Raw genomic sequence first — 22,699 nt, forward strand, 5'->3', positions numbered from 1 at the left:
GTTGAGTGATAAGCTGCCGATTCTCTAAACGAGTAGCTAAGCTTTAAAGGCTCTAATCTTTGTCACTACTCGGCCAAGGCTTTAAAGCTACTCAAAAATGATGGTTTGTCGGCCTGTATGCAGTATGAAGGAGATTAGCCCATGCCCATTACCCCCGATCAAATTCCGGCTCAAACCCAAAGTCGCACCCCGGCCCTAGAGTCTGAAATGGTGCCTCGGCCCCAGTACGATGACCCCAACTACAAAGGGAGTGGCAAGCTCAAAGACAAAGTCGCCCTGATTACGGGTGGTGACAGCGGCATTGGTCGCTCGGTGGCGGTTTATTACGCGAAAGAAGGAGCCGATGTTGCGATCGTCTACCTTGACGAACACGACGACGCCAAAGAAACTCAGCAGGCCGTCGAAGACTACGGGCGACGGTGTTTACTGATTCCTGGTGATATTCGCGGGGAAGAGTTTTGCCGTGAGGCGGTGAATAAAACCGTAAAGGAGTTTGGCAAACTCGATATTTTGGTTAACAATGCCGCCGTTCAATACCAAGAACCTAGCCTTGACGAAATTGACGCGGCCCGGCTCGGCGATGTGTTTGCCACCAATATCTTTTCGATGTTTTACTTTGCCAAAGCCGCTACTCCCCATATGAAACCAGGTAGCTCAATTATCAACACCACCTCGGTAAATGCTTACAAAGGCAATGCTAGCTTGCTGAGCTACTCCACCACTAAGGGGGCAATTTTGGCCTTTACCCGTTCCTTAGCCGAGCCGATGCTGGAGAAAGGCATTCGCGTCAATGGTGTGGCTCCTGGCCCGATCTGGACCCCGTTTATTCCCGATGCATTTTCGGGTGACGATGTCTCAAATTTCGGCAAACAGGTGCCCATGGGTCGCCCTGGGCAGCCCATGGAAGTAGCCCCGAGCTTTGTTTTCTTAGCTTCTGAGGATGCATCTTACATCGCGGGTCAAGTGCTGCACCCCAATGGTGGCGTGGTGGTAAACGGCTAATCTAACTCACAAAATCCCAATTCCCAACAGGCAAACCGGCAAACCGCAGGGGCGCATGCCATGCGCCCAGTGGAATTGGGGGAACCAAGTCAGATTTACGGTTACCCACAGCATTGCTGGCCACAACTAGATGCCAACCCAAAAACCGGTGCCGATCGCTAAAGTGATCGGCACCGGTTTTGATCAAGCCATCAAAGAGCGGTCATTACCTTAAGAAATTCCTCAGATAGACAGGTGGTTGAGGTACTTTTTTGGCGGAAAAGCACTCCAGCCAGAAAATAGATGCGCTCTGAAAAGAATGCCTGACGCTGGCGCTTCAGCCGAGCGATCGAATCTCTGACCTTGGGTTCACAACTGTAGTAGCCAAACTTGAGCGGAGTGACCATGAAGTCAACCACTTCATAGCCCAGTTGGATCGCGTAGTTAACGGTATCAACCGGGTTTGAATAAGCAGAAATCATCACCATGACCTGCTCGCAGCCGTGGGCTAAAAGCTGATTGGTAATCGCGGCCCCATCGTTGCCGCCGTGAAGCGACGGCATATAGAGTTGGTTGTCGGGGGCTGGCAAATAGGGAGGGTTGGCAATCAAGTAGCGAGCGGTGGCTGGGGTATGGTCAAAAAAGCAGGCGTTTTTGACCTGATAGTAAGGGGTAAGACCATACTGCTCAATTCTGCGCTGGGCGAGTTGGTGAGCGTCTGGGTTGAGTTCATAGCCTTGCACTAGGCCCTGAAAAGAACTGCTGAGCAAAGCCTGAATGACCGGGCTACCGTCTCCGGCACCAAACTCAATAATGGGTTCGGGGGTAGGCCCTTGGGAGAACACCATTTTCTCTAGGCACTGAGCATAGAACTGTGACTCTTCAGGACAAAAGAACACCTGATTGGGAGACTTGACCTCAACTGTAGCGTCGGCGATCAGCAAACTTTTGTTCATAGCAAGGGTTGGGTAAAAGAGGGATGGGTAGGTTGGCCAATTATCACGTTATCGGGTGGTTGCCTCAGGCAGGCTCGGTGAAACGATGGCGGGCAGGGGCTCAGTGGCCTGTCTAATTTGCTGAATAATGGCGTTGCCAGCGCGATCGCCAATCAGTTTCTCCTGGGCGTAACCCAGCAAAAGTTCCCAGGCCTGGTCGGGGTATTGTTCGGCTAGGGGCAGCGCCACATCCTCTAGCATCCACAGGCCGTGGCGCTCGTCTTCTTTGATGTGCAAAGCCCAGTAGCCCGACGAATCTTCGCTGAGGTTTAAGCGCTGAGCGGCGATTAAATAATCGGTGTAGATCGACGGACCAGCGATTTCAAAGTAAGTGAGTCCACCGTTGTAGCGCAGAAAGTAACGCTTGCATTCAGTCAGCAAAAAGTTGTGGTTAATGCTGGCGAGCAGCTGCCAAGGGGCCAGATCAAAATACCCTTCGGCCTGGGTATTGAGGTGCATGTCGGCCATCATTTTGGCAAAGAAGGTAGAGTGCTTGCGGGCTAGGCGACCGTTGCCATATTCCTCTAGCAGCACCCGAATCAAGGTTGCCTGTACTTCGTTACTCGCGCCTCCCAAAATGCGAGACATGCGGCTGGCTTCTACTAACCCATCGAGGGAGGCGATCGCCAACAGTCGCCGGTAGCCCTCTCGATCTAGCTCGTCGCGCAGAAACCGCTTATTGTCAGTAATTTCGGGGTCAAGGTCGGTTTCGTACCAAGCTCTGAGGGTTTGCTGCACCGGTTGCTGCTGCAACTGCTCAATATCTAGCTGCTTTAGCTCCCAGGTTTGCCAAACTGACTCAATGCGATCGCGCAGCCACTGCAAGTAAAACGAACGCTCGTTTTTGTAGTGGTTAAGGCTGTCGTACCAAAACAGATTGAGGCGGTTAATGCGATATAAAATGCGCTGCAAGAACCGATGGGCCGTGTCGTCACCCGGTTGAGCGGGGTCACCATATGCGAGGGAAAGGGCCGCTGCGATCGCCGCTTCTAGGCTCTCCACTCGTTGGGGTGACTGGTTCACCTGCTGGTCTAAATTGTCAAGGTTTAGCAGATCGACAAACTGATTTTCAGCAGTCAAAAAATCAATATTTTCAGCGATTGATGAGCCAAAATTTGCATTGTGCTCCTTCAAGTTTCGATTAGCTACGGCGGTAAACATGGAGGCATCCTAAGAAATATCTATTTTGCTTGGCCAGGAGCTGATCTGCGTCGTCCAGTCATCGCTAACCAGAGCTAAGCACGTTTTTCTATGGTAGCCAGTCGATAATTTTATTCTATCCGCCTAGGGATATAACCCTTGCCCTCTATAGTTTGAAGGTCGTTGCTCTATAACAGCCCTGCGCGAATTAGGCTGACATAGCGACTCATCCTACGCACCATTAAGACGCTTTACTTAACCATCCCTGGCCTCAACCTTTACATCCCGTTGATGAGACTTATCAGAACAAAGGTTTTGGATTCTGCATTTTAGTCATCAAGTTTTTAGGTATCAGGAATATTTAGCTGGCTGAGGCCAGGTATCGAAGAAAGCGCGTGTTTATCTATCTCAAGACGCCTGTAGCTCCGTCATCGGAGTGATTCTTCCTCCATTCCAGGAGTTTATGATGGGTGATGCGGCAACCACTGCGGCTGTCTATCCCACTTTTTAACTAGATTTTCTGTTTTAAAGGATCACTATGCAAGGTAATTGCTTGGCAGCAATTCCCAGTTTTTCTGCTGCAAAACTGGATCACACTGTAACCCAGCCGCCCCCTGTACTGCTTGCTAAACCGCCGCTGGCCCAAACCCGAGTTTCTGTAATTGTGCCTGTGCGCAACGAAGCCGCCACCCTACAAAAAACGTTGCTAGCCCTGGCTAACCAAGTTGATTTCAACGGTGATCCGTTAGATAGCCGCACCTACGAAGTGATTGTCTTTGCCAACAACTGTACCGATCGATCGGCGGCGATCGCCCGTCGTTTTGGGCGGCAACATAGTGAGTTCCAACTGCATATTTTGGAGCAAACCCTGCCAGCCAGTGAGGCCAATATTGGGCGAGTGCGCCAGCTACTCATGGATGAAGCCTACCGTCGATTCATTGGGCTGGGACGACCCCAGGGAATTATTGCCTCTACCGACGGCGACAGCGAGGTCGATTGCTGCTGGGTGGCTGCCATTTTGCACGAAATAGCCGGCGGGGCCGATGCCGTGGGTGGCCGGACGGTGATTCACCAGGCAGAGCGAGCGGCTTTAGATCGAGCGACCAAGGCCTCTTATCTACGCTTTGTGGGATACCGATATTTGATTAAGCAGCTTGAAGACTGTCTTGACCCCGACCCCTTTGATCCGGCCCCCCGGCACTATCAATTTTTTGGGGCTAACTTTGCCGTCACCCACACTATGTATGCTTTGGCGGGGGGGATGCCCCCGGTGCACACCTCTGAGGATGTGGCCTTTCACAACGCGGCGGTTGCCGCCGGGGCTAAGGTGCGCCACAGCCTGTTAATGCGGGTGACAACGTCGGCTCGCCACGAGGGCCGTGCTACTCAGGGCCTAGCCGATCGCCTCAGCCAGTTTCAAACATTAGGGCAGCGGCGGCAGTCGTTTTTAGTCGAGCCAGCGGCGGCCATCGAGGCCAAACTGCTGGCCCGTCGCGATCTACGCCGCTATTGGATGCAGATAACTAACGACCAGCCGGAGTCTGATCTGACAGCCCAGCGGCTAGTCCGGTTGGCTAACCAATTAGCGGTGCCCAAGCTGGAGTTGCACCAAGCCCTTGAGCAGTCGTTGACCCTGGGCGAACTGTTTCAGCGGGTCGAGCATTGTCAGCAGCGGTCGGGGCTTTGGCAGCAACGGTGGACAGCAGTACCGATTGAAGGAGCGATCGCCGATCTGCGTCTGTGCTTAAACCGGTGGCGGCAGCCGGTCGATCGCCCGCCCTTAGGGCAAATGGCGGCGTTGAGGGCTAAAGCGGGCCTGGTTGACGTAGCGCTAGCCGACTAAAGGAGCGCTAGGGGCGTTCGTAGAGGTCTAGGCGGTAGTCGGCAGTGCGATCGCCCGCCAGGTGAGTCAACCGTGACTTGGCAAACGCTTGAAACGCATTGTGCACATCGTCGCCCCGCAGAGGATAGCTGGGGGCCTCGTGCAGCCAATGCACCAGCAGCAGATGCCCACCGGGGCGTAGCGATTGGTAGATCTGCTGTTGAGCCCGGTGCAAATCGGCGCGACACCAGTAATAGCCAACCTCAGACAGCACCACCAGATCAAAGCGCTGATCGGGGTATTCCTCGGGCACATTCATCAGCGCTAAGCGCACCTGGGGCAAGTGCCGGCAGCGTTCTTGGGCTCGCTGTTGGGCCAGGGCCGAAATATCAACCGATAGCAGGGCATCGCAGCGGTGGGCCAACTGCTCGGTGAGTACGCCGATCGATCCGCCAATCTCAAAGGCTGAGGCGTAGCGCGGTTTGGGCAGGGCAGCCAGGGTGGCGGCATACTTAGCGGCTTCGTAATCGCTGGTTTCAAACCGCCAGGGATCGGGGTCGGCCTGGTAGAGGCGATCAAAAAAGTCGGCGGCTAGGGACTGTTCACGAACGGGGTCAGTCATGGGGTGTGCTTTAAGGAACTGTGCTCTAAGTAGCTCTACGTAGGGTGGGCACCGCCCACCAGTCGGGAGAAAGTTTTCCAGAAGTCGCCTTAAGGAATGTGCTCCAGGTAAATTTCCCAAGGGTGGAGAAAGTTAGCAATCAACTCCGGGGTGAGGCGAAAGCCGGTGGGGTCGTCGTCAATCAGGTCGGTAGTTTGGGAACGGTAGCAGTAAATCGCCTGCTGCTTGAGAGCAAGGTGGGGGGCGATGTCGAGCCGCCAGGCGCGATAGCGATCGCCCAGGGGCTGGCGCTGGCGCGGGTCCCAATCCCAAATCGGGTATTCGATCAGGCGGGGTGGCTGGGGCAAACCGGCGATCGCCCCCTGCACAAGCTGCCAACTGGCGCGGTGGTCGCGGTGGGGGTCAAACTGGTAGGGCACAAAAATAGTGCGGGGAGCCACCCGATGTAGGTAGGCCCGGCATTGCTCTAGGGCCGTTTGGGCCAGCGGCGAGGCCTGGGCCAGCCCCGCCGCCAAGTCGATGGGCGGCACTGAGCCATCGGGCAGGCCCAAAAAAGTAACGGCCTCGGCCTTAACCCGAAGCAAGGCCAGAGCCTGGCAGGTTTCGGCCTGGCGCACCTGCCGCAGCCGGGGAGCGGGGTAGCGCTGCGATCGCGGATGGGAGTTAGCCCCATCGCTGACCACCAGCACCTGAACCGGGTAACCTCGCGATCGCAGCTGGGCAATCGCTCCCCCACAGCCCAGGGTTTCGTCGTCGGGGTGAGGGGCCACCACCACCACCGGGGCGAGGGGCAGATCGTCGAGGGAGCCCAGGGGCAGCTGAGCGATCGCCTCGAAGGGGGCCAGGGGCGTCATCTCTAGCGGTGCCATAGGCGATCGGCGGGGGTGGTCTGGGTGAGCACGTAGGCCCCGGCTCCGGCTATGGCGGCGTCGTAGGCGGGCTGCCGCAGGTAGAGGGTGAGATCGCGTGTCACCCGCTCTAGGGCATGGGGCGACATCAGCCCCCGCGTGCCCACAGAGCGCTGGCACAGTTGCATAGTGTCTATGCAGATCTGCTCGATGGCGGTGCGCATCATATTGGCGTAGGCCACCAGTTGGTCAGGGCAGGCCTCGCCATCCCGTGGGCTGCCGCCAAACTGCGGATCGTAGGCGACGAGACGATCTGCCGCTCCGCGCAGCCAGAGGTTGCCACTCTCGATCGCGATCGCCATTTGCCCCAGCCGCTCCTGCTGGTAGGGGTGCTCAGTGCGCTGTTCGCCTTGCAGGTATTGGCGGGTGAGGTCAAACAGGGCTTCGGCTCCGCCCAACTGCACGGCGGCAAAGCGCACGACGCCAGCGGTCAGCCAGGGCTGACGCAGGTAGTCGCCGGGCTGACCAATCAACGCGGTGGCCCCCAGCTCAACGCCACTAAAGTCAATTTTGTAGCTGGCGGTGGCCCGCATACCTAATGGCTGCCACCAACTGCGATCGCAGCTAGTCTGCACCTGATCCATCGGCACGATACACATCTGCCAGGTGCCGTCGGGCAGCTTGCCGTTGACGAAGGGCCGTTCTACATAGCCCCCTCCGGAGCAAAAGGTTTTTGCCCCCTCTAGACGGTAGCGGCCCCCACCTAGAGGCAAAATTCGCAGTCCTTCGGCATCTTCAGCATTCCAAACGCCAAATAGCTTGTGCTGATCGCGGGCCTCACGACCGTAGCGATCGATTTGCTCAGCGGTGCCAAAGGTCTGAATCAGCTGAAGGGCATTCACATGGCCCTCGTACACCCGACCAATGGCCAAATTGCCCCGGCCAACGTGCTTGAGCAGCCGCAGTAGGTCGTAGGTGGTCGCCGCGTCAGTGCCTAAGCCACAGCCACCCAGTCCTCGGACTAAGGGAGCTGCCAAAAAGCCAGCCGCCGCCAGTTGCTCAAACTCCGCTGCCGGAAACGCCCCAGAACAATCGACCGCCGCCGCCCGTGCTGCAAAGTCGTCGGCCAACTGACTGGCTAACTGCAACAGTTCGGCGATCGCCGGTTCAGGCGCTAGCCCAGGCGCTACTGTAGTCGTTAAAAGTTCAGCAGTAATAGCAAAACCTCCTACAAAACCGGTTGTCAATGCCCAGCCAAAACCCACACCGTACCCATGGTGCAAGCTAGTAATTGCCCCACAATCATGGCAGAGTCCTGCTCCACCCTCCTCTATCGGGAGAAATATTTAGAGGCTGTTTAAACCTAGCTGAAAGACCTTGGGTCAAATTGCTTGGAGCCGTTTACGCCACGTTCTTTCTAGGGCTTGGTCAAGGTCCAGGAAATAGACTTACGGGGAGCCTCGCCTAAGGCTTTTCGCAACTCATCGTTAGACTCAAACTGAAGTTTTTTCAGATCGCAGGCATCGACCATAACGGTAAATTTATCACAGGAAAAGGGCCAGGGTGTCACCCCCAGATCGCCCGATTCTAGCTGATGAATGGTGTAGCGCTTGTTGTCAGGGCCATTGGTAATTTCTAACTGGCGGCCCCCAACCGGAATCTGGCGCTGGGACAAAATCAACGAGAGGCGATCGCACCAACGCATAAACGTATAGGCCGATTCTGCGTCCTTAGGGCTCACCTTTAGCTCCTTTTGCCATTGGGCCTGGCGCTGGCGTTGCTCGTCGAGAAAGTCAGCCATCTTAGCATCTTTCTCAGCCAAACCCTGGTTTAAAAAACACAGGTGCATAGAAATTAGCATAGCCACCCAACGCCCATGATAGAGCGCGTCATCGGCATGTTTGCTTAATTTTTCTAAGGGAGATTCTTTTTCTAGGGTGAAGTCGAGCGGTGCACCCGCTTCGGTGAGTTGGTCTTCTTCCCACTCTTTTTCGAGGTTATCGTGGTAAGCGATCGCCGCAATGGTTTCGTAGAGCCGATAGGTCTGTTTACTAAAGTCCCAATGGCCAGCAATTTGAGCGGCCAAAAGAGCATGGGCACGGTGGTAAATAATTTCCCAACCGTCGGATTGAAGATTGACGATCATAGTGCTTAAAGTTCAAATGTATGTAGAAAACAACGCCAAGGTGGGGGTACATCCCCCTTTTACAGGTGCCTAAGTCATTCCCACACCAGGGGGAATCCAGCCAGCAACATGGCCGCTATGGATTCCCATCTGCACGGGACTAACAAACTAGCTCAATGATGAATTTTCAAACTCGGGATGCAGTTAAGGTGCGTCACCCTGGGCAATGACGTACTTTACTCAATAAAACACTGGATTATAAACCCCACACATCAGACAGGGCTGAGGGTTCAACCTCGCTATCGTTCTGCATGATCACGCTGAAGGTACCATCGGTTTCTAACACAATGGCCGCCACCTGCTCTAGGGCAGCGCCTCCCTGAGAACGGACTGCAGCGCGTACTTCACCTTCGGTGACCCGTTCCCGCTGCAGGGCCTCTTTTCTGAGTTCGCCCTGCCAGAGCAACAGCGTCGGGTGTCCTTTGATCCACTGCTGAAAAGGCCGCGATCGCACCGAGAGCCAGGTAAACACAAACTGCCAACCAATCAATAGCCCTAAACCCAACGCTCCCTGGGCCAGCGGTATATCGGTTGAGAGCAGCACCGTAGCCAAAATTGACCCTAGGGCCACCGTCACGACAAAGTCAAAGGCATTCCACTTTGACAGCGTTCGCTTGCCCGACAGTCGCAGCAATACAATCAGGGCTAAGTAGGCCAGACTGCCGATTATTAGGGTGTGAATCAGCGGGTTATTGGAAGCTGCAAACTCGCAAATCATAGAGCTTTAGGATTAGTTGGACACAAATTAATTCTCATACCCAATCCGAATTACATAACCCCGATTCCCAAAAGACCAACCTTTAGGGGCGAACCGCTGTTCGCTCAGGGGTATCGGGGGTAGCCAAGCAAGATTGGGTAGTAGAGGGCGCATACAACGGTTGACAGATCCCCAGCGGTGCCCAGTCAAGCGCTATCCAGACAAAAGCCATCTGCTTCTGTCTGGATAGTCGTTTTAGGATCTGGCCTTTGGGCCGTATTAGCTGCGGGGAGCAGCGCGATCGACGGCATTGGCTGCGCCGTTAACTACGCCTCGGGCATTGTCAGCAGCATTTTCGGCGGCGCGCTGGGTCGATGCACCAATGTTTTCGGCAGCTTGCTTAGCCGATTGGCCGACATCTTCAACTCGCTCTCCGACAGACTTATCGATATTCTGCTGAATGCGTTGATTAGCCTCGCGGATCATGCGATCGGCTTTGGCATCGGCGGCGCTAGTATCCATGTCGGTATCTTTGTGGGGATACATGCCCTCGGTCTTGGCCGAGTTAGCCGCTGGATTGAGATCGCGAGCAGAACTATTGCCGGGGGCCGCTGCTTGGGTGGTACCACAGGCGGTGGTCATAAACACCACTACACCGGCTAGAAAAACGATCATCCACTGCCGCCAGACGGTAGGGTTAAACAGGTTTTTTAGAGTTTGCATAACATGCTCCTTTTAGAAGCTTAACAACAGGGGGGTCAGTGGTTTAGGCATCAGAAAAGAGTGACTAAAAACCAGTGACAAAAGGCGATAACTAGCCTATGGGCTACATTTGGCTTTGTAGGCTCTGCTTGCTCTCCTTGAAGCGCCGACCTAGCTGCTGGCGATCGCTGTCAGATAGGTTTTTGCGCATAGAGGCAAACATGGTGCTCTCTTCCTGACGAGTGTGATCGCCCACCATAGCCTTGAGCTGTTTAACTTTGGCCATGAACGGTTCGCCGGTAGAGGGCATGGCTTTCATCTCGTTCAGCAGGGTTTCCATTTCGGCCTGCTCGCTGTATAGCTCTTGGGTATCGTCATTGCCGTAGAACGACTGCACCGCCGGATAAACGACGTCTTCTTCGGCTTTGGCATGCACCAGCAGGTCTTTGTAGAGTTGACCAAACAAAACCTTGATCTGCTCAGCGTTATCGGCGTTGCGAATTTCGCTCATCAGAGTCTTGGCCTTCTGGTGATCCATAAAGATCAGATCGAGCACGTCAGCAGAGGTGGCATCGGACGATTGGGTGGCAACGCTACCCACAACGCCCGTTGCTGCAGCAACCGCATCCTGCACCCGAGCCCACAGGCCCTGTTGGGGTTCTTGCCCAGTGAGCTCTAGGGTGCCGAGGTATTCGAGCATGCCCTTGAGCTGCTCTTGGTGGGCGCGGTTCTCAAAGTTGACAGTATTGAGGGGGGCCAGGGCGGCTTCTACATCTTGCCCCACGACCTGAGCGGCTTTGTGCACTACCAGACCCGAGACTACCTGACCATGCTTGAGCAATTCGTGCTGAGCCATTTTTTCGTAGAGGGTAAGCTCAGAACGGGAGAGAGTATCTTTGGCCTGGCTGACAAACTCCTGCACAGTGGCCTTGGGCTCAGCCTGAATGCCGTATTGAGTAATAGCAGTTTCGACTATATCTAAGTTTTTTTGGTCATCTTCAAGCATATCTTCCAGACGCTTGCGCAGATGGCCATCGCTGCACTGGCTGAGAAATTGCTCTTCATTTTCAATGATTAGGCCTTGGATCACCTTAATGTCGGCTAGTTTTTCGGCGATCGCAGTGCGTTTTTGATCGGTCAATGTAGCAGGCATAGAAATAAGGACTCCATTGGGGGTTCTTTCACAGTCTAGGGACTTTAGATTAGGTGGGTATCTGTCGCTAGGGCTGACTTAGCCGTTCGAGCAAATCGCTTAGCCTATTTCTTTGGAGCGAGACTAGATTGGATTTAAAACCTAGGCATTTTGCCTACCCAGGTGAGCGGCCCGCTCCAGAAAATTTAGATAATTCACCCAGACAGGCCATAGCCCTCTCCAAGGCCTAGGTAACGTCGCCCCAGCAACCATTGAATCTGATCCCCAAGCGGCTTAAAAAATCATTCATCTGGGCGATGAGGTCGGTCAATCAACCCGTTTAGCGTCATTAGCAACGGTCTACAAAAATATAGAGAACATCAAGCATGAGTCTTGTCTTAGAGCAAATAAAAACCCCAGGGTTAGCCCAGCTATCTTATATAGTTGGCGACGATGCGGCGGGGGTTGCTGCCGTTATTGATCCACGCCGAGACATCGAGATCTATTTAGAGCGATCGCGCCAGCTAGGCCTGCGCTTAACCCATGCGATCGAAACCCACATTCACGCCGATTTTGTCTCCGGCTCCAGGGAACTGCAAGCGCGTTTGGGCATTCCCATTTTGGCGGGGCAGAGTGACGATTACCAGTTTGATTACCAACCGCTGCTTCCCGAGACCAGCCTAGACCTTGGCCAGATTACTCTGACAGCCATCCATACCCCTGGGCACACTCCCGAGCACATTAGCCTGCTGCTGGCCGATGCCCAGCAGGGAGATGAGCCCTTTGCGATTTTTACCGGCGATTTTGTCTTTAACCTCGATGTCGGTCGCCCTGACTTGCTAGGCAGTGACACCAGCCGCACCCTGGCTAAACAGCTCTACCATTCACTGTTTGATCGGCTGATGCCCCTGGGCGATCGCCTCGAGATCTACCCCTGCCACGGAGCGGGGTCGGCCTGCGGCACCTCCATTGGCGATCGCACCCAAACCACCATTGGCAACGAGCGACGGTTTAGCCCCGCCTTTCAATCGCGTAGCGAAGCAGAGTTTGTCGACTGGTTACTGGGCGATCTGCCCGAGCCACCCCGCCACTATGCCCGCCTCAAAAAAGTTAACGCCGCTGGACCGCCCCTTCAGGGTTGCTTTCAGACCCCCCAGGCAATGTCGGTGGAGCTGTTTCAACAACAGATGGAACATCCCGACACCCTAATCATCGATACCCGGTCGATGCTGGGCTTTGGCGGGGGCCATATTCCTGGAGCGATCAACATTGGGTTAGGGCCTGCGTTTCCCACCTGGGTGGGCTGGCTCATCGAGCCAGATACCTCAATTCTGCTCATTACCGAAGGGCCAGAGCAGCTTCAGCAAGCTAGCGAACATCTCTTTCGCCTAGGCTATGACCGGGTAAGTGGCTATCTCCATGGGGGCATGACGGCCTGGCTAAACCAGGGATTGCCCCTACAACGCATTACCCAAATGCCGGTATGTGAGCTCTATGACCAACTCGACCGCGACGATCTGCTCATTCTCGATGTGCGTAGTGACCAGGAGTTCTTAAAGGGCGCAGTGCCCCATGCCCAGCACCTCTATTTGCCCTATTTAGAAAAAGAGCTGTCTCGGCTAGATCACACTAAGGCTGTGGCTACCTACTGCGGCAGCGGCTATCGGGCCTCAATCGCCGCCAGCCTGCTGCAAAAGTACGGCTTTGCCTCGGTGATCAATATTCCGGGGTCTTGGAGCGCTTGGCGATCGGCCAATCTGCCGGTCGAGCAACCCAAGACAACCGCGATGCCCAAGGTTGCCCTATAGCGGTCGGGGGGTGATCTACAATCACCTCCCGCCAAGCTGGGTCATAGCTATCGTTATGGCCCTAGCAAAAACTAAAAACGTATTCAACCAACGACCGCTACCGTTAGTTACCCACCGTGATGTGGGTGCTATCGACGGCGCGAGTGCCATCGACGGCGCTGGCTATAGCAACAACGCGCTCTAAAAGAGTGCGATCGCTCACCTGCCCTGCCAGCGCAACGGTGCTCCCGTGTTGACTTAGAGTCACAGTATCTACAGCCTTAAGGGTTGGATCGTGGTCTAGAGCCTCAGCCACCCGCCGCACCAGGCCATAGTCGTCATACTCTCCCTCTAGGCCCATGCACTCCGGCGGCGGTGGCGGCGTGTGCATCCCCGCTTTTTCGCGCAACTCACTGTCGTAGGTATTGGTGAGGCCCGGGGTCATCGCCTGGTGCTGTGCCCCCGTGGTAACGGCCAAATCACACTGATCAAAATCGATCTGGTTGTGCCAAGTCATAATTAAAAGTGGTTTACTAATGGACTGTTAAAAGAGCATTTCTGGATAGCGGTATAAAGTAAAATTTCAACGTCTCAGGTAGGGGCAAACCACCGTTTACCCCTACCCAAAATTCAGGCTTCAGTTCAGCAACACCGTTAAAAGAGGCTTCAACGGGCTAATCCTAGGCAGGGCTTCGCCTGCCGCGATGTCTATCGCTCTAGAGTTTCTCCAGGGCCAACAATACCGACTTTGTGGCGAAAGGTTAGCTCGCCACCAAACCAACCGCTGGCCAACAACAGCACTGCCACCGTGCAAGACAAAATCAGCCCTAGGGGAACAATTGGAGCGGCTGGGTCGCCCAACCGCAGCAGAACGTTGATGAGGCTGAGCACCATGGCCCCAATGTTGAGCACCATGTGGGCCCACCCCGCCCGGCGGTTACGTACCCGAGGAATTTTGATAAAGTCGGCCATGCCCGTAACGGCAGCGCCGACCCCGGCTAATACCCCTAACCCTAGCAGCCAAACCCCAGCCCTCGCCCAAAAGAAATCTTGGGTGAGCAAATAGCCCAGGTCAGTGCCGGCAGCCGCACTTAAAAAAGCAACCGGAAAAATGACGATGATGGGATGGATAGGATGGCCAAAAATTGCCACTGAACTGGTAATGCCTGTGCCGTGATATTCGGTTGCCCGACTGTCAATCAGCGGGGGCAGGTTAGGATACGGCACCGAATTAGACTGATTTTGGTAATCTTGAGCATCCATAACAGTGTCCTTTAGAATAACGTTTGTCACCTCACAGGGTCGGCTAAAGCCAGGCTAGTGCCCCTGCTATGACCCCATGCCGACGGCAGACTTAAAGCGGTCTTTCAGCCAGTTGCCGGCTTCCTTGAGGTTGTAGCTCAGGGGTTCTTGCACCGACAAAAACACTCGCGCACAGTTGCGCCCTGGCATCCCTGAAATCGAGCCGCCGGGGTGAGTGCCGGCCCCTGTCAAAAACAAACCGTCAATCGGAGTTTGGTAGTTGGCTAGCTCAGGTAGCGGTCGAAAGAACACCATCTGGTCGAGGCTCATGTCGATGTGGTAGTGGTTGCCCTTGCGGACGCCAATCCGCTGAGTCAGCTCAGCGGGGCTTTCTACTCGCCGCGCGATCACCGACTGTTTGAGGTTGGGGGCGTAGTCGGCCAGCTTGTCGAGCACGCGATCGGCGACTTTATGCTTAAGTTCGTCGGTCCAGCCGGTGCCGAATAGCCCCGTGCCCTCAGCCCCTTTGACCTGGTAGGGGGCAAAGAACTCAATCCATAGAGTGTGTTGCCCGGGGGGGGCCATGGAGGGATCGAGCACCGTAGGCACCACCACATACAGCGATGGGTCGTGGTCAGGAATCAGCCCTTGCATGGGCATGGTGTGAGCCGTCTGCACTTGATCGACCGAGTCAGCAATCAAGACTGAGCCAATCAGGTACTCATCCTGGTGGTCGTGGGCCTCAAAGCGGGGCATTTCTGACAGAGCGCAATCGATTTTGAGAATGCCTTCATTGTTGTTGACAATGCGGCGATCGAGGCGTTCGCCTAGGCCGGGGGCAAAGGCTTGGCTATCAGCCGCCGGCACCAAATCTTGGAAGAGGCGCTGGGCATCAATATTTGAAATCACCCCTTTGGTGGCCCGATATTCTTGCCCCCCGGCAACTCGCACCCCATCAACTCGCCCTTCACTGCTGATCAATAACCGCTCTACGGACTGATCACAGAGAATGGTACCGTCGTGGTCTTGCACCATGCGCACTAACGCATCGACTAGGGCACCGGTGCCGCCCCGGGGACGAGCTACCCCTGGGTTGTGGCGCAGCCCCATCATCATTGAGCCGACGGCTAGGGTCTTTTCGGAGGGGGGGCCACCCAGCTCTGAGGCCAACCGGGCCAGGGGAGCTTTAACCAATTCAGTGTCAAACCACTCATTCAGCGTGTTTTCGGGGCTGTTGAGCATGGTGCGCACCAGATCTAGCGTCTGATCAACACCACCCAAGATCGACAGCAGATCTTTTAAGTTATGCATCCCGTAGTTGCCCAGAATATCGATGATCGATTTTGGCGGGGCGTTAAAGATGGGGGTGATAGCCTGAGTGAGAGTATCCCAAAAGGCGATAAATTCTTTATATTTTTCTGCATCTCGGGTGCTGTAGCGGGCAATTTCAGCACAGGTTTTATCGACAGAGCGGTGGGCCAAAAATGCCTTCCCGTCGGCCTGAGGGCAAAAGGCCACCGGGTCGCAGAATAGATACTCTAGGCCGTAGCGTTCTAGCTCTAGCTCATCGACGACAGGGCCAAGGTGAATAAACTCATGATCAATGGCACAGAGGTTGAAATGAAAGCCGGGAGCTTCCTCTGGCATAGCTTCTTCGGTAGTGGCCGCTCCACCCGGAATGGAGCGCTTTTCTAACAGCAAGACACTGTAGCCTGCCTTCAACAAATACCCGGCGCAAACCAAGCCATTGTGACCTGCACCAATAATAATGACATCAAACGTTTGCATAGGAGGAGGGTTTACAATGATAACCTGATGGTAAGGAATCTCAGTTTAAAAGCGACCTATCTCTGGAAGTAGATCTAGCTCAGAATGTCGTCAAGATGCTCCGTCACAGATGCTGCCAAGAGAGTGCTAATTTTGTCTATTTTTGCTAAAAAAAGAGGACTTTTGACCTGCACTATAAAACCCCCTGCCACCTAAGGCAACAGGGGGAATAAGCTGAGCCAATCTGTTTGCTAAAACAGCGTAGACCCTTAACTAGCCGCCATAGTTTTGGTCAAATGCTTGCGAATTTCTTGTATTTGCTCTGCTTCAGTTTGCTTGAGCTGGTTGAACAGCTCAACGCATTCTTCTGAATTGGCTTCGCGAGCATCTTGAATGTATTTATCGTAGGCTTTCAGGGCCTCGGCTTTGTTCTGCATGACGGTCAGCCAATCGTATTCAAGGTTGCTGACAACGGGCTGAGATTGGGCGCTGTTAGCCATAAGAGATCACCTCTGAATGCTATGGTTTACTGTGGCTTTTGGAGCAAGGCTGCTCCATCTCTCGAAAGGCAGTTTTTGCCTCAAGCTGAGGGAGGAGAGCCGGGGTGCGATCGCCCCTGCTCATCCCCTCCGGCTCATCGTCTAGACAACCGCTCTAGTCGGAGTGGGGCGCATTGGCCGTGGGCAAGTCACTGGCCTCAGGATCAGAACTACTGGGCACATGGCCTTCGGCGGTTGAAGACTTGCCACCCCCAGCCGCGTTAGGCCCTTCGCCAGCATTAGCGTTGCGGGCTTCTTCCTTCGAGATTTCTGGGTTTTGGTGCAACGCCGCTGTCCGAGCCCCCGGATTCTCGGCCACGTCGTCGGTTAGGATATCGGATTGGTTTGACTGATCTTCTGCCATGGAACTGACTCCTGATAGGTTGAAAACCCAAAGGTACTTAGTTAGCACCCTGTCTTGTGCGAAACCATTCTGCGAAACTGACGATGCCCTGTCCTTCGTTACGCCGCTGTCTCGAAGGGTTTGAGCACGACCTTGATGCAGTTCTCTTCTTTGTCGCGGAAAATTTTGTAGGCTCGGGGCGCTTCCTCTAGGGGAAGTCGGTGGGTAATGAGAAAGCTGGGGTCAATATCGCCCTGCTGTACGCGTTCTAACAGGGGTTTGAGATATTTGTGTACGTGGGTTTGGCCCGATCGCATGGTCAAGCCCTTATTCACAAACGCGCCCATAGGCATTTTGTCGATAAACCCGCCGTAGACGCCGGGCACAGAGATTTTGCCCCCCTTGCGGCAAGCGGCGATCGCCTGGCGTAGCACCTGAGGCCGTCCAGTTTCTAACCGCACCGCTTGTTTGACGGTGTCGTAGAGGGCCATGGGGCCAGTGCCGTGGGCCTCCATTCCAACAGCATCAATACAGCAGTCGGGGCCACGGCCACCGGTCATTTCCTTCAAGGCTTCCCCGGCATCCAGCTCTTCGTAGTTGAGAATTTCGGCCCCACCGGCTTGGGCTAGGGCCAACCGCTCAGGGACGCGATCGATCGCGATCACCCGCTCGGCCCCAAGCATAAAGGCGCTGCGAATGGCAAACTGACCAACCGGACCACAGCCCCACACTGCCACGACTTCGCCGGGCTGAATGTCGCAGTTTTCGGCAGCCATGTAGCCGGTGGGGAAAATATCGGTGAGAAACAGCACCTGCTCATCGGTAAGACCATCGGGCACCTTGAGCGGCCCAACATCGGCGAAGGGCACCCGCACGTACTCGGCTTGCCCCCCGGCATAGCCCCCCATCAGGTGGGAGTAGCCAAACAACCCCGAGGGCGAATGACCATAGAATTTTTCGGCCATCCAGGCGTTGGGGTTAGAGTTGTCACACAACGACCACAGATCGCGCTCACAAAAAAAGCAGCTACCACAGGAGATAGTGAAGGGAATGACCACGCGATCGCCCGCTTTGAGGTTGGTGACGCTTGGCCCCGTCTCTACCACTTCCCCCATAAACTCGTGGCCGAGAATATCGCCCGACTGCATAGTCGGAATAAAGCCATCATAGAGGTGCAGGTCAGACCCACAGATAGCCGTAGAAGTAACTTTGACGATCGCATCACGCGGATTTAAAAGTTTAGGGTCGGGCACAGTATCGACCCGTACATCGTGGGTGCCGTGCCAGCAAACAGCTTTCATCACAGTTCTCCTGAGGTAGTTTATGGATTGGCTTAGGCCTATTGGCTTGGGCCTATTGGGTGTCGGTCATGTAGCGATCGAAGGTCGGGTTTTTCTCAGGTTGAATGTCGCTGCGGGGCGCAACATCGCCTGCCCCGTCGGCGGAGAGGCCGGGCACCAGAGTTTTGATCGTGCCAACAAGGCCGCGCTCGGGCTCTGGAGTTTGCTGGCTAGCCTTGCCGTTGCGATCGATCGCAGTGCGATCGACGCCGCCCTGAAACGTTTCTTTACTGAGGGGGTTGTAGGTTTGACGAATGGGGCCAGCCTCGTACGCGTCAGACCCATTGGCGGCTTGGGCGCTGGGCGCGTAGAGCCCAACTACCAGCGCCACCGAGAGAATGGTCAACGCCAGCCTACGGCCCAATGTTCTAAGCGCACCTAGCTGGAGAGAATATTGGGCCGAGCAGAGAAATTGAAGCAAATTATTCATTCGAACTATAGCTAAAAACGTCAAAAATCATTGCAGCCAACCGCTTAAGCTCCCGTAGATTGACCTTCCGTGGTGGCAATTTCTCCCGCTTCCATCAATTGTTTGAAGCGATTGAGGTCATCGCCAATCTGCTGCTCGGGTTCTTCGCCAAACAACTTGGCGATCGCAGCGGCCATGACGCCGCCCGGCAGCTCATACTCCATCACCACTTTGACTTCGGTGCCTCGGTTACCAGTGGCCGGTTGAAACCGTACAAAGCCTGAGTGGTCCACTTCGGCATCTTCGGCAGAAGCCCAGGCAATCAGGTGGTCGGGCTGATCGTTGACAATCACGGCATCCCATTCAATGCTCTGATCGAGGGGAGCGTTGACTACCCAGTGAGAGCGACTGTCATCAAACACCTGCACCGACTTGATGTGGCGCATAAACTCGGGCAAATTTTCGAGCCGCCGCCAGTAGCTGTAGAGTTCTGACGCCGGGCGGTTGATGGTGACCGTTTTTTCTACCCGAATGGCTTTGTCAAGGCCGGCAGCCTCGCCGACCTGCTTTAGGGTGCTTTTCTTTTGCGCTCCCTGGTAGACTAAACCACCACCGGCTACGGCCATCAGCACCCCCCGCAGCGATCGCTGCTGCAAGCCACCGAGCACGAGTGCGCTGCCGCCGATAATCGACGTCCACTGCTCTAGACTGCTAGCTTCGGTGTCTGTAGAAGAATGGGTGCTCATTGCGTTTTCCATAGCAAGACCTTTGATTGGGCAACAGGGCGATCGGTGGGTAAGGGAAGACAGACTGAGCAGACTGGAAAACTCGGCTCCCAACCCTCCTCAGAGGATTTCTGCTTTGGGCCTGAAACTCCTAGTCTTTATACCCCCGGTTTGTAGGGGCATTGCAGTGCAATGCCCCCTACGAGGTATCGGTTTCGAATCGGAGTTGTGTGACTCGGATTTTGGATAACAGGCAGAAAATTACCCTACAGCCGGGAAGAGTTGTCAGTGCTGAGTTCAGTACTGGCAGTAGACCCGTCCTTGAGAAAAGCAGGCGCTTTTTTGTCTAAATAGCTGCCAATGAAAGTGTTGACTGCCGACAGCACCACAGGCCCTACCAAAAAGCCGATAATGCCATGGACGTAGAAACCAGGCACCACTAGAGAAGCCAGCCACAGGCACAGACCATTCAGAATGAATGAAAAGGCCCCAAAGCTGATCGCATTGATGGGCACAGTTAGGGTTTGTAGCGCTGGTTTAAGCACAGCGTTGACTACCCCTACCGCAGCCGCAGCGATCGCAGCGGCAGTCAGCGTGTTAATGGTGACACCGGGCACAATTAGGTCAACGACTAGCAAGCTGAGGGCCGTAGCCAGACCTGATAAAAGAATGCTCCACATAATCCATCTCCAAGGTTTACAAACGACAACGTATCAATTGACCCATATCAACCAGTGCGTTGCTGTGGTCAAGCTGAAGCACTAAATCTAAAAGCAAAAGAGGAGTAGGTGAGCTTAATCAAACAAACGCTCCCGTAGAAGGCGCTGTAGCGAGTCGATAGGTTTAAGCTTGGGGCGTCCCAAGGGCAACAACGCTACGACAATTAAGACTTTTCCCTTATCTTTGCCTGCAAAATGCCTCACCTGTTCTCAAGATAAAAATGAATTGGAGTATTGGTGTCTACTGTTTGATAGATAAATAGATAAAACACACCTATAAATTAATGCCACAGATAAGGTCACAGAAGTAGCGCCCCACAGACAGGAGGCAAAATTAATTAAGCTTGGCTCTCAAAAATCTTTTTACAAAAAATAATACCGAGTGGAGATGTGCGATCGATAAGTTATGCCCTTGGGCGTATGGGTCTTCTTTCGGCTGAGAGATACAGGCCAAAGTTTTGTTGTTTACACTACTAATCGACATTAGTGAATGCCCAACCACACGGTGGCCTTTTCTATTACTTTTTTTGGAGTAAGCCCATGATGATTTCTTTAGAAACTGGAATGCTAGTCCTCGGTTTAGGGGTAGCGATCGCCCTGCTGAGCCGTCTACCTAAAACGGTAAATGGCAGCTTGGTAGCCCTAACCTGTCTAGCAGTTGTACTAGTTGGCTTTACTCAGCCCGCTCTAGCGGGTGCAGTTAACGGCGATGTTTTATCTAATGAGCAGAAAGATCTCAACGAAACACTTCAGACAACGCCTAACGACAATCAATACCAAGGTATTGAGTATGCCGATGTCAAAGGCACACCCTTAGGCGATCAAGACATCACCGATCGAGTTGAGCGCCAGGTTCCTGAAAATCTGAAAGTCAGCGTTTCTAATGGTTCGGTACGACTGTCGGGTAAAGTCTCTGACCGCAGCACGGCCCAAGCCATCATTAACGATGTCAAAGCCATTCCTGGAGTGCACGAAGTCGCCTATGACCTCGGCCTAAAAAGCTAGACTAAGCTCAGATTAAACTAAGTGTATAAAAGCGACGGCAGAACTCTGCCGTCGCTTTTTGTATAAACACCAGGACTCTGTGGCGTAAGTTGACCCACGCTCCCAAACCCTGACACCTGATATGACGTCCGATTGATTAGCCCATAGAAACCGGCTGATACCCAACCCGAACGACATAACCCCAATTTCCAATCGGCAAAACCGGAGAGGCGCTGGCATGCGCCCAGTAGAATCGGGAGTAACTAAGTAGGATTTACGATTACCTGTCATTCCCGCCGAGGCAGGCATCCACCCTAAAGTAACTTATCCGTAATGGATTCCCACGAAAGTGGGAATGACAGATTAGGAGCACTTCAGTGGGCCTGATAAATACCCTCGATTCTCAAACGGCCAACCCGTAGGGGCTCATGGCATGCGCCCAGTTGAACCGGGGGTAGTCAGGTATAATACCAATCGTCCATGTCGCCAAGACGATACCCCCAACGATGAAAATTGTAGGGTGCATCCGCGCAGCGATGCACCGTCTCAGGGTTATTTTTAGAGCAAATCCGAGTCACATAATCCCGATTCCCAACAGGCGGATTACGTAGGGGCAAATGGTGTTTGCCCAACCCAACCGGGGCTAGCCAAATCGGATTCAGTATAAGACACGAGCAAGATAGGACACGATCCAGTCTGCGAGTCTAGAGAAATCTGAGCAAAAAAAAGGTAGGCTTAGGCCTACCGAATTCACTATCTGCTGCGTTGATGGTTCTACGTTGATAACGGGTTTAGCGAGGGGCTACACCATAGGAGCGAGGGCTGCGAGCACCCACAGCGGCACCGGCCATAGCGGCAACCAAACCAAGCAAAGAACCCAGGGCAAAAGACCAACCGACAGTGGCGGCATTACCCGCAATGTCTTGGGCCTGCTGAGCCGTTATGTTTGGATCTTGAACTGCACCCGGGTTTGTGCCGGGCAGCTGGTTAGGAAATTGATTGATCACGGCATCAGCCCCTTGGGCGGCAATACCAAACGCACCGGTTACGCCACTGGTCAAGAGCCAAGCGCTAACGGCCAGCGTAGTAGCCCATAGAATAGCGCCATTGAGCAGGGCAGTTTTGCTGTTCATGGGGCCACAGGCACGAGCCGTAACCCACCCACCCAGAAATAGGGCGATCAGCAGGCTGATAATGGACCAAATACCAACGGCAGCCCCAACACCACTGGCGTCACTCTGAGGCGTGCCGGTATTTGCTAAGGTGGTCAGCCCAACGGCTGCACCGAGACCAGTCAATACAAGTTGGGTTGCGATCGCAACGACAAGTCCTGCAAAAATGGGACCCCAGCGCACTAAGTCATGGTACTCAGCGACGGGTACAGTAGTAGTTGTGGTATCAACTCGAACGTTGGGGTCGTCCCTATAGGCTCCGGGTTCGTTCCTGTAGGCTCCGGGCTCATTAGTGTAAGACATGGTTCTCTTTCCTTTCAATTCTTATCGATTGAGACTGAATTTCGGTGAATTCTTGCCCACTACTCTATGCCGTACCCCAATTGCGCCCATCTATCTAGAGGCGCATAAGAGACACCAGTAAGCTGACCTAAAGTCATAGATCGTTTTATTGACATTTATTTAGTTATCATGGCCACCTTTCAGGTGCCGTTTTCGGCTTTGAGATATCGGTTAAAACCGTTCAGGCTCTAAGTATGGAGCCTTGG

At 54.2% G+C, this 22,699-nt stretch carries 23 protein-coding genes; 4 read left to right on the plus strand and 19 right to left on the minus strand.

The window, feature by feature from the left end; genetic code table 11:
• Positions 1–141: 141 nt before the first annotated feature.
• A complete protein-coding gene (locus tag RRF56_RS05415) occupies positions 142–1,002 on the plus strand; it encodes an SDR family oxidoreductase (RefSeq protein ID WP_317036612.1) in 861 nt (286 codons plus the stop codon).
• A gap of 191 nt (positions 1,003–1,193) precedes the next feature.
• Here RRF56_RS05415 and RRF56_RS05420 read toward each other — a convergent pair whose 3' ends face one another.
• Positions 1,194–1,937 carry a hypothetical protein gene (locus RRF56_RS05420; protein ID WP_317036613.1) on the minus strand — a complete coding sequence of 248 codons (744 nt, stop codon included), beginning with the start codon at positions 1,935–1,937 and terminating at the stop codon, positions 1,194–1,196.
• Positions 1,938–1,985: 48 nt separating this feature from the next.
• Positions 1,986–3,137: an iron-containing redox enzyme family protein gene (locus tag RRF56_RS05425; protein ID WP_317036614.1), complete on the minus strand. Its 1,152-nt coding sequence runs from the start codon at positions 3,135–3,137 to the stop codon at positions 1,986–1,988.
• Between the two features lie 517 nt (positions 3,138–3,654).
• Between RRF56_RS05425 and RRF56_RS05430 the strand changes: the two genes are divergently transcribed.
• On the plus strand, positions 3,655–4,959 hold the full coding sequence (locus RRF56_RS05430) for a glycosyltransferase family 2 protein (protein WP_317036615.1): 1,305 nt from the start codon (positions 3,655–3,657) through the stop codon (positions 4,957–4,959).
• A 7-nt stretch (positions 4,960–4,966) separates the two neighbouring features.
• On the opposite strand, the gene RRF56_RS05435 is transcribed toward RRF56_RS05430, so the two are convergent.
• The 7 genes from RRF56_RS05435 to RRF56_RS05465 all read right to left on the minus strand — a co-directional run bounded on the left by RRF56_RS05435 (position 4,967) and on the right by RRF56_RS05465 (position 11,145).
• On the minus strand, positions 4,967–5,560 hold the full coding sequence (locus RRF56_RS05435; RefSeq protein WP_317036616.1) for a class I SAM-dependent DNA methyltransferase: 594 nt from the start codon (positions 5,558–5,560) through the stop codon (positions 4,967–4,969).
• An 89-nt stretch (positions 5,561–5,649) separates the two neighbouring features.
• The gene (locus tag RRF56_RS05440) at positions 5,650–6,429 is read right to left on the minus strand and encodes a PIG-L deacetylase family protein (RefSeq protein ID WP_317036617.1); all 780 of its coding nucleotides are present in this window, start codon (positions 6,427–6,429) and stop codon (positions 5,650–5,652) included.
• The gene (locus RRF56_RS05445; RefSeq protein WP_410510572.1) at positions 6,417–7,568 is read right to left on the minus strand and encodes an acyl-CoA dehydrogenase family protein; all 1,152 of its coding nucleotides are present in this window, start codon (positions 7,566–7,568) and stop codon (positions 6,417–6,419) included. The genes RRF56_RS05440 and RRF56_RS05445 overlap by 13 nt, the downstream gene beginning before the upstream one ends.
• Before the next feature lie 257 nt (positions 7,569–7,825).
• The gene (locus RRF56_RS05450) at positions 7,826–8,554 is read right to left on the minus strand and encodes a DUF3891 family protein (protein ID WP_317036619.1); all 729 of its coding nucleotides are present in this window, start codon (positions 8,552–8,554) and stop codon (positions 7,826–7,828) included.
• 235 nt (positions 8,555–8,789) lie between these two features.
• Positions 8,790–9,311 carry a DUF421 domain-containing protein gene (locus tag RRF56_RS05455; protein ID WP_317036620.1) on the minus strand — a complete coding sequence of 174 codons (522 nt, stop codon included), beginning with the start codon at positions 9,309–9,311 and terminating at the stop codon, positions 8,790–8,792.
• 258 nt (positions 9,312–9,569) lie between these two features.
• Positions 9,570–10,013: a hypothetical protein gene (locus tag RRF56_RS05460; protein ID WP_317036621.1), complete on the minus strand. Its 444-nt coding sequence runs from the start codon at positions 10,011–10,013 to the stop codon at positions 9,570–9,572.
• 103 nt (positions 10,014–10,116) lie between these two features.
• On the minus strand, positions 10,117–11,145 hold the full coding sequence (locus RRF56_RS05465) for a hemerythrin domain-containing protein (protein ID WP_317036622.1): 1,029 nt from the start codon (positions 11,143–11,145) through the stop codon (positions 10,117–10,119).
• Positions 11,146–11,510: 365 nt separating this feature from the next.
• Here RRF56_RS05465 and RRF56_RS05470 point away from each other — a divergent pair, with 365 nt between their 5' ends.
• The gene (locus tag RRF56_RS05470) at positions 11,511–12,932 is read left to right on the plus strand and encodes an MBL fold metallo-hydrolase (protein ID WP_317036623.1); all 1,422 of its coding nucleotides are present in this window, start codon (positions 11,511–11,513) and stop codon (positions 12,930–12,932) included.
• A gap of 103 nt (positions 12,933–13,035) precedes the next feature.
• Here the strand turns inward: RRF56_RS05470 and RRF56_RS05475 are convergent, their stop codons facing one another.
• From RRF56_RS05475 to RRF56_RS05515, 9 genes are all read right to left on the minus strand, one after another.
• Positions 13,036–13,428 carry a phospholipid-binding protein gene (locus RRF56_RS05475; protein ID WP_317036624.1) on the minus strand — a complete coding sequence of 131 codons (393 nt, stop codon included), beginning with the start codon at positions 13,426–13,428 and terminating at the stop codon, positions 13,036–13,038.
• Between the two features lie 191 nt (positions 13,429–13,619).
• A complete protein-coding gene (locus RRF56_RS05480; protein WP_317036625.1) occupies positions 13,620–14,174 on the minus strand; it encodes a DUF2231 domain-containing protein in 555 nt (184 codons plus the stop codon).
• Positions 14,175–14,240: 66 nt separating this feature from the next.
• Entirely contained in the window at positions 14,241–15,941 is a 1,701-nt protein-coding gene (gene crtO / locus RRF56_RS05485; RefSeq protein ID WP_317036626.1) for a beta-carotene ketolase CrtO, read from the minus strand.
• Positions 15,942–16,189: 248 nt separating this feature from the next.
• Positions 16,190–16,420: a hypothetical protein gene (locus RRF56_RS05490; protein ID WP_317036627.1), complete on the minus strand. Its 231-nt coding sequence runs from the start codon at positions 16,418–16,420 to the stop codon at positions 16,190–16,192.
• Between the two features lie 154 nt (positions 16,421–16,574).
• On the minus strand, positions 16,575–16,823 hold the full coding sequence (locus RRF56_RS05495; protein WP_317036628.1) for a hypothetical protein: 249 nt from the start codon (positions 16,821–16,823) through the stop codon (positions 16,575–16,577).
• A gap of 98 nt (positions 16,824–16,921) precedes the next feature.
• Positions 16,922–18,103: a zinc-dependent alcohol dehydrogenase gene (locus tag RRF56_RS05500; protein ID WP_317036629.1), complete on the minus strand. Its 1,182-nt coding sequence runs from the start codon at positions 18,101–18,103 to the stop codon at positions 16,922–16,924.
• Positions 18,104–18,155: 52 nt separating this feature from the next.
• Positions 18,156–18,572, minus strand: coding sequence for a hypothetical protein (locus RRF56_RS05505; protein WP_317036630.1), 417 nt, complete (start codon positions 18,570–18,572; stop codon positions 18,156–18,158).
• A gap of 44 nt (positions 18,573–18,616) precedes the next feature.
• Positions 18,617–19,309 (minus strand): SRPBCC family protein, encoded by a 693-nt coding sequence (locus RRF56_RS05510; RefSeq protein WP_317036631.1) that lies wholly within the window; start codon positions 19,307–19,309, stop codon positions 18,617–18,619.
• Positions 19,310–19,542: 233 nt separating this feature from the next.
• Complete coding sequence (locus RRF56_RS05515) at positions 19,543–19,956, minus strand: phage holin family protein (RefSeq protein ID WP_317036632.1); 414 nt, start codon at positions 19,954–19,956, stop codon at positions 19,543–19,545.
• 579 nt (positions 19,957–20,535) lie between these two features.
• On the opposite strand from RRF56_RS05515, the gene RRF56_RS05520 reads away from it, so the two are divergent.
• Entirely contained in the window at positions 20,536–21,000 is a 465-nt protein-coding gene (locus tag RRF56_RS05520) for a BON domain-containing protein (RefSeq protein WP_317036633.1), read from the plus strand.
• Positions 21,001–21,770: 770 nt separating this feature from the next.
• Here RRF56_RS05520 and RRF56_RS05525 read toward each other — a convergent pair.
• Positions 21,771–22,454 carry a hypothetical protein gene (locus tag RRF56_RS05525; RefSeq protein WP_317036634.1) on the minus strand — a complete coding sequence of 228 codons (684 nt, stop codon included), beginning with the start codon at positions 22,452–22,454 and terminating at the stop codon, positions 21,771–21,773.
• Positions 22,455–22,699 lie beyond the last annotated feature (245 nt).

This window comes from Nodosilinea sp. E11 (assembly GCF_032813545.1).
Classification (GTDB): Bacteria; Cyanobacteriota; Cyanobacteriia; order Phormidesmidales; family Phormidesmidaceae; genus Nodosilinea.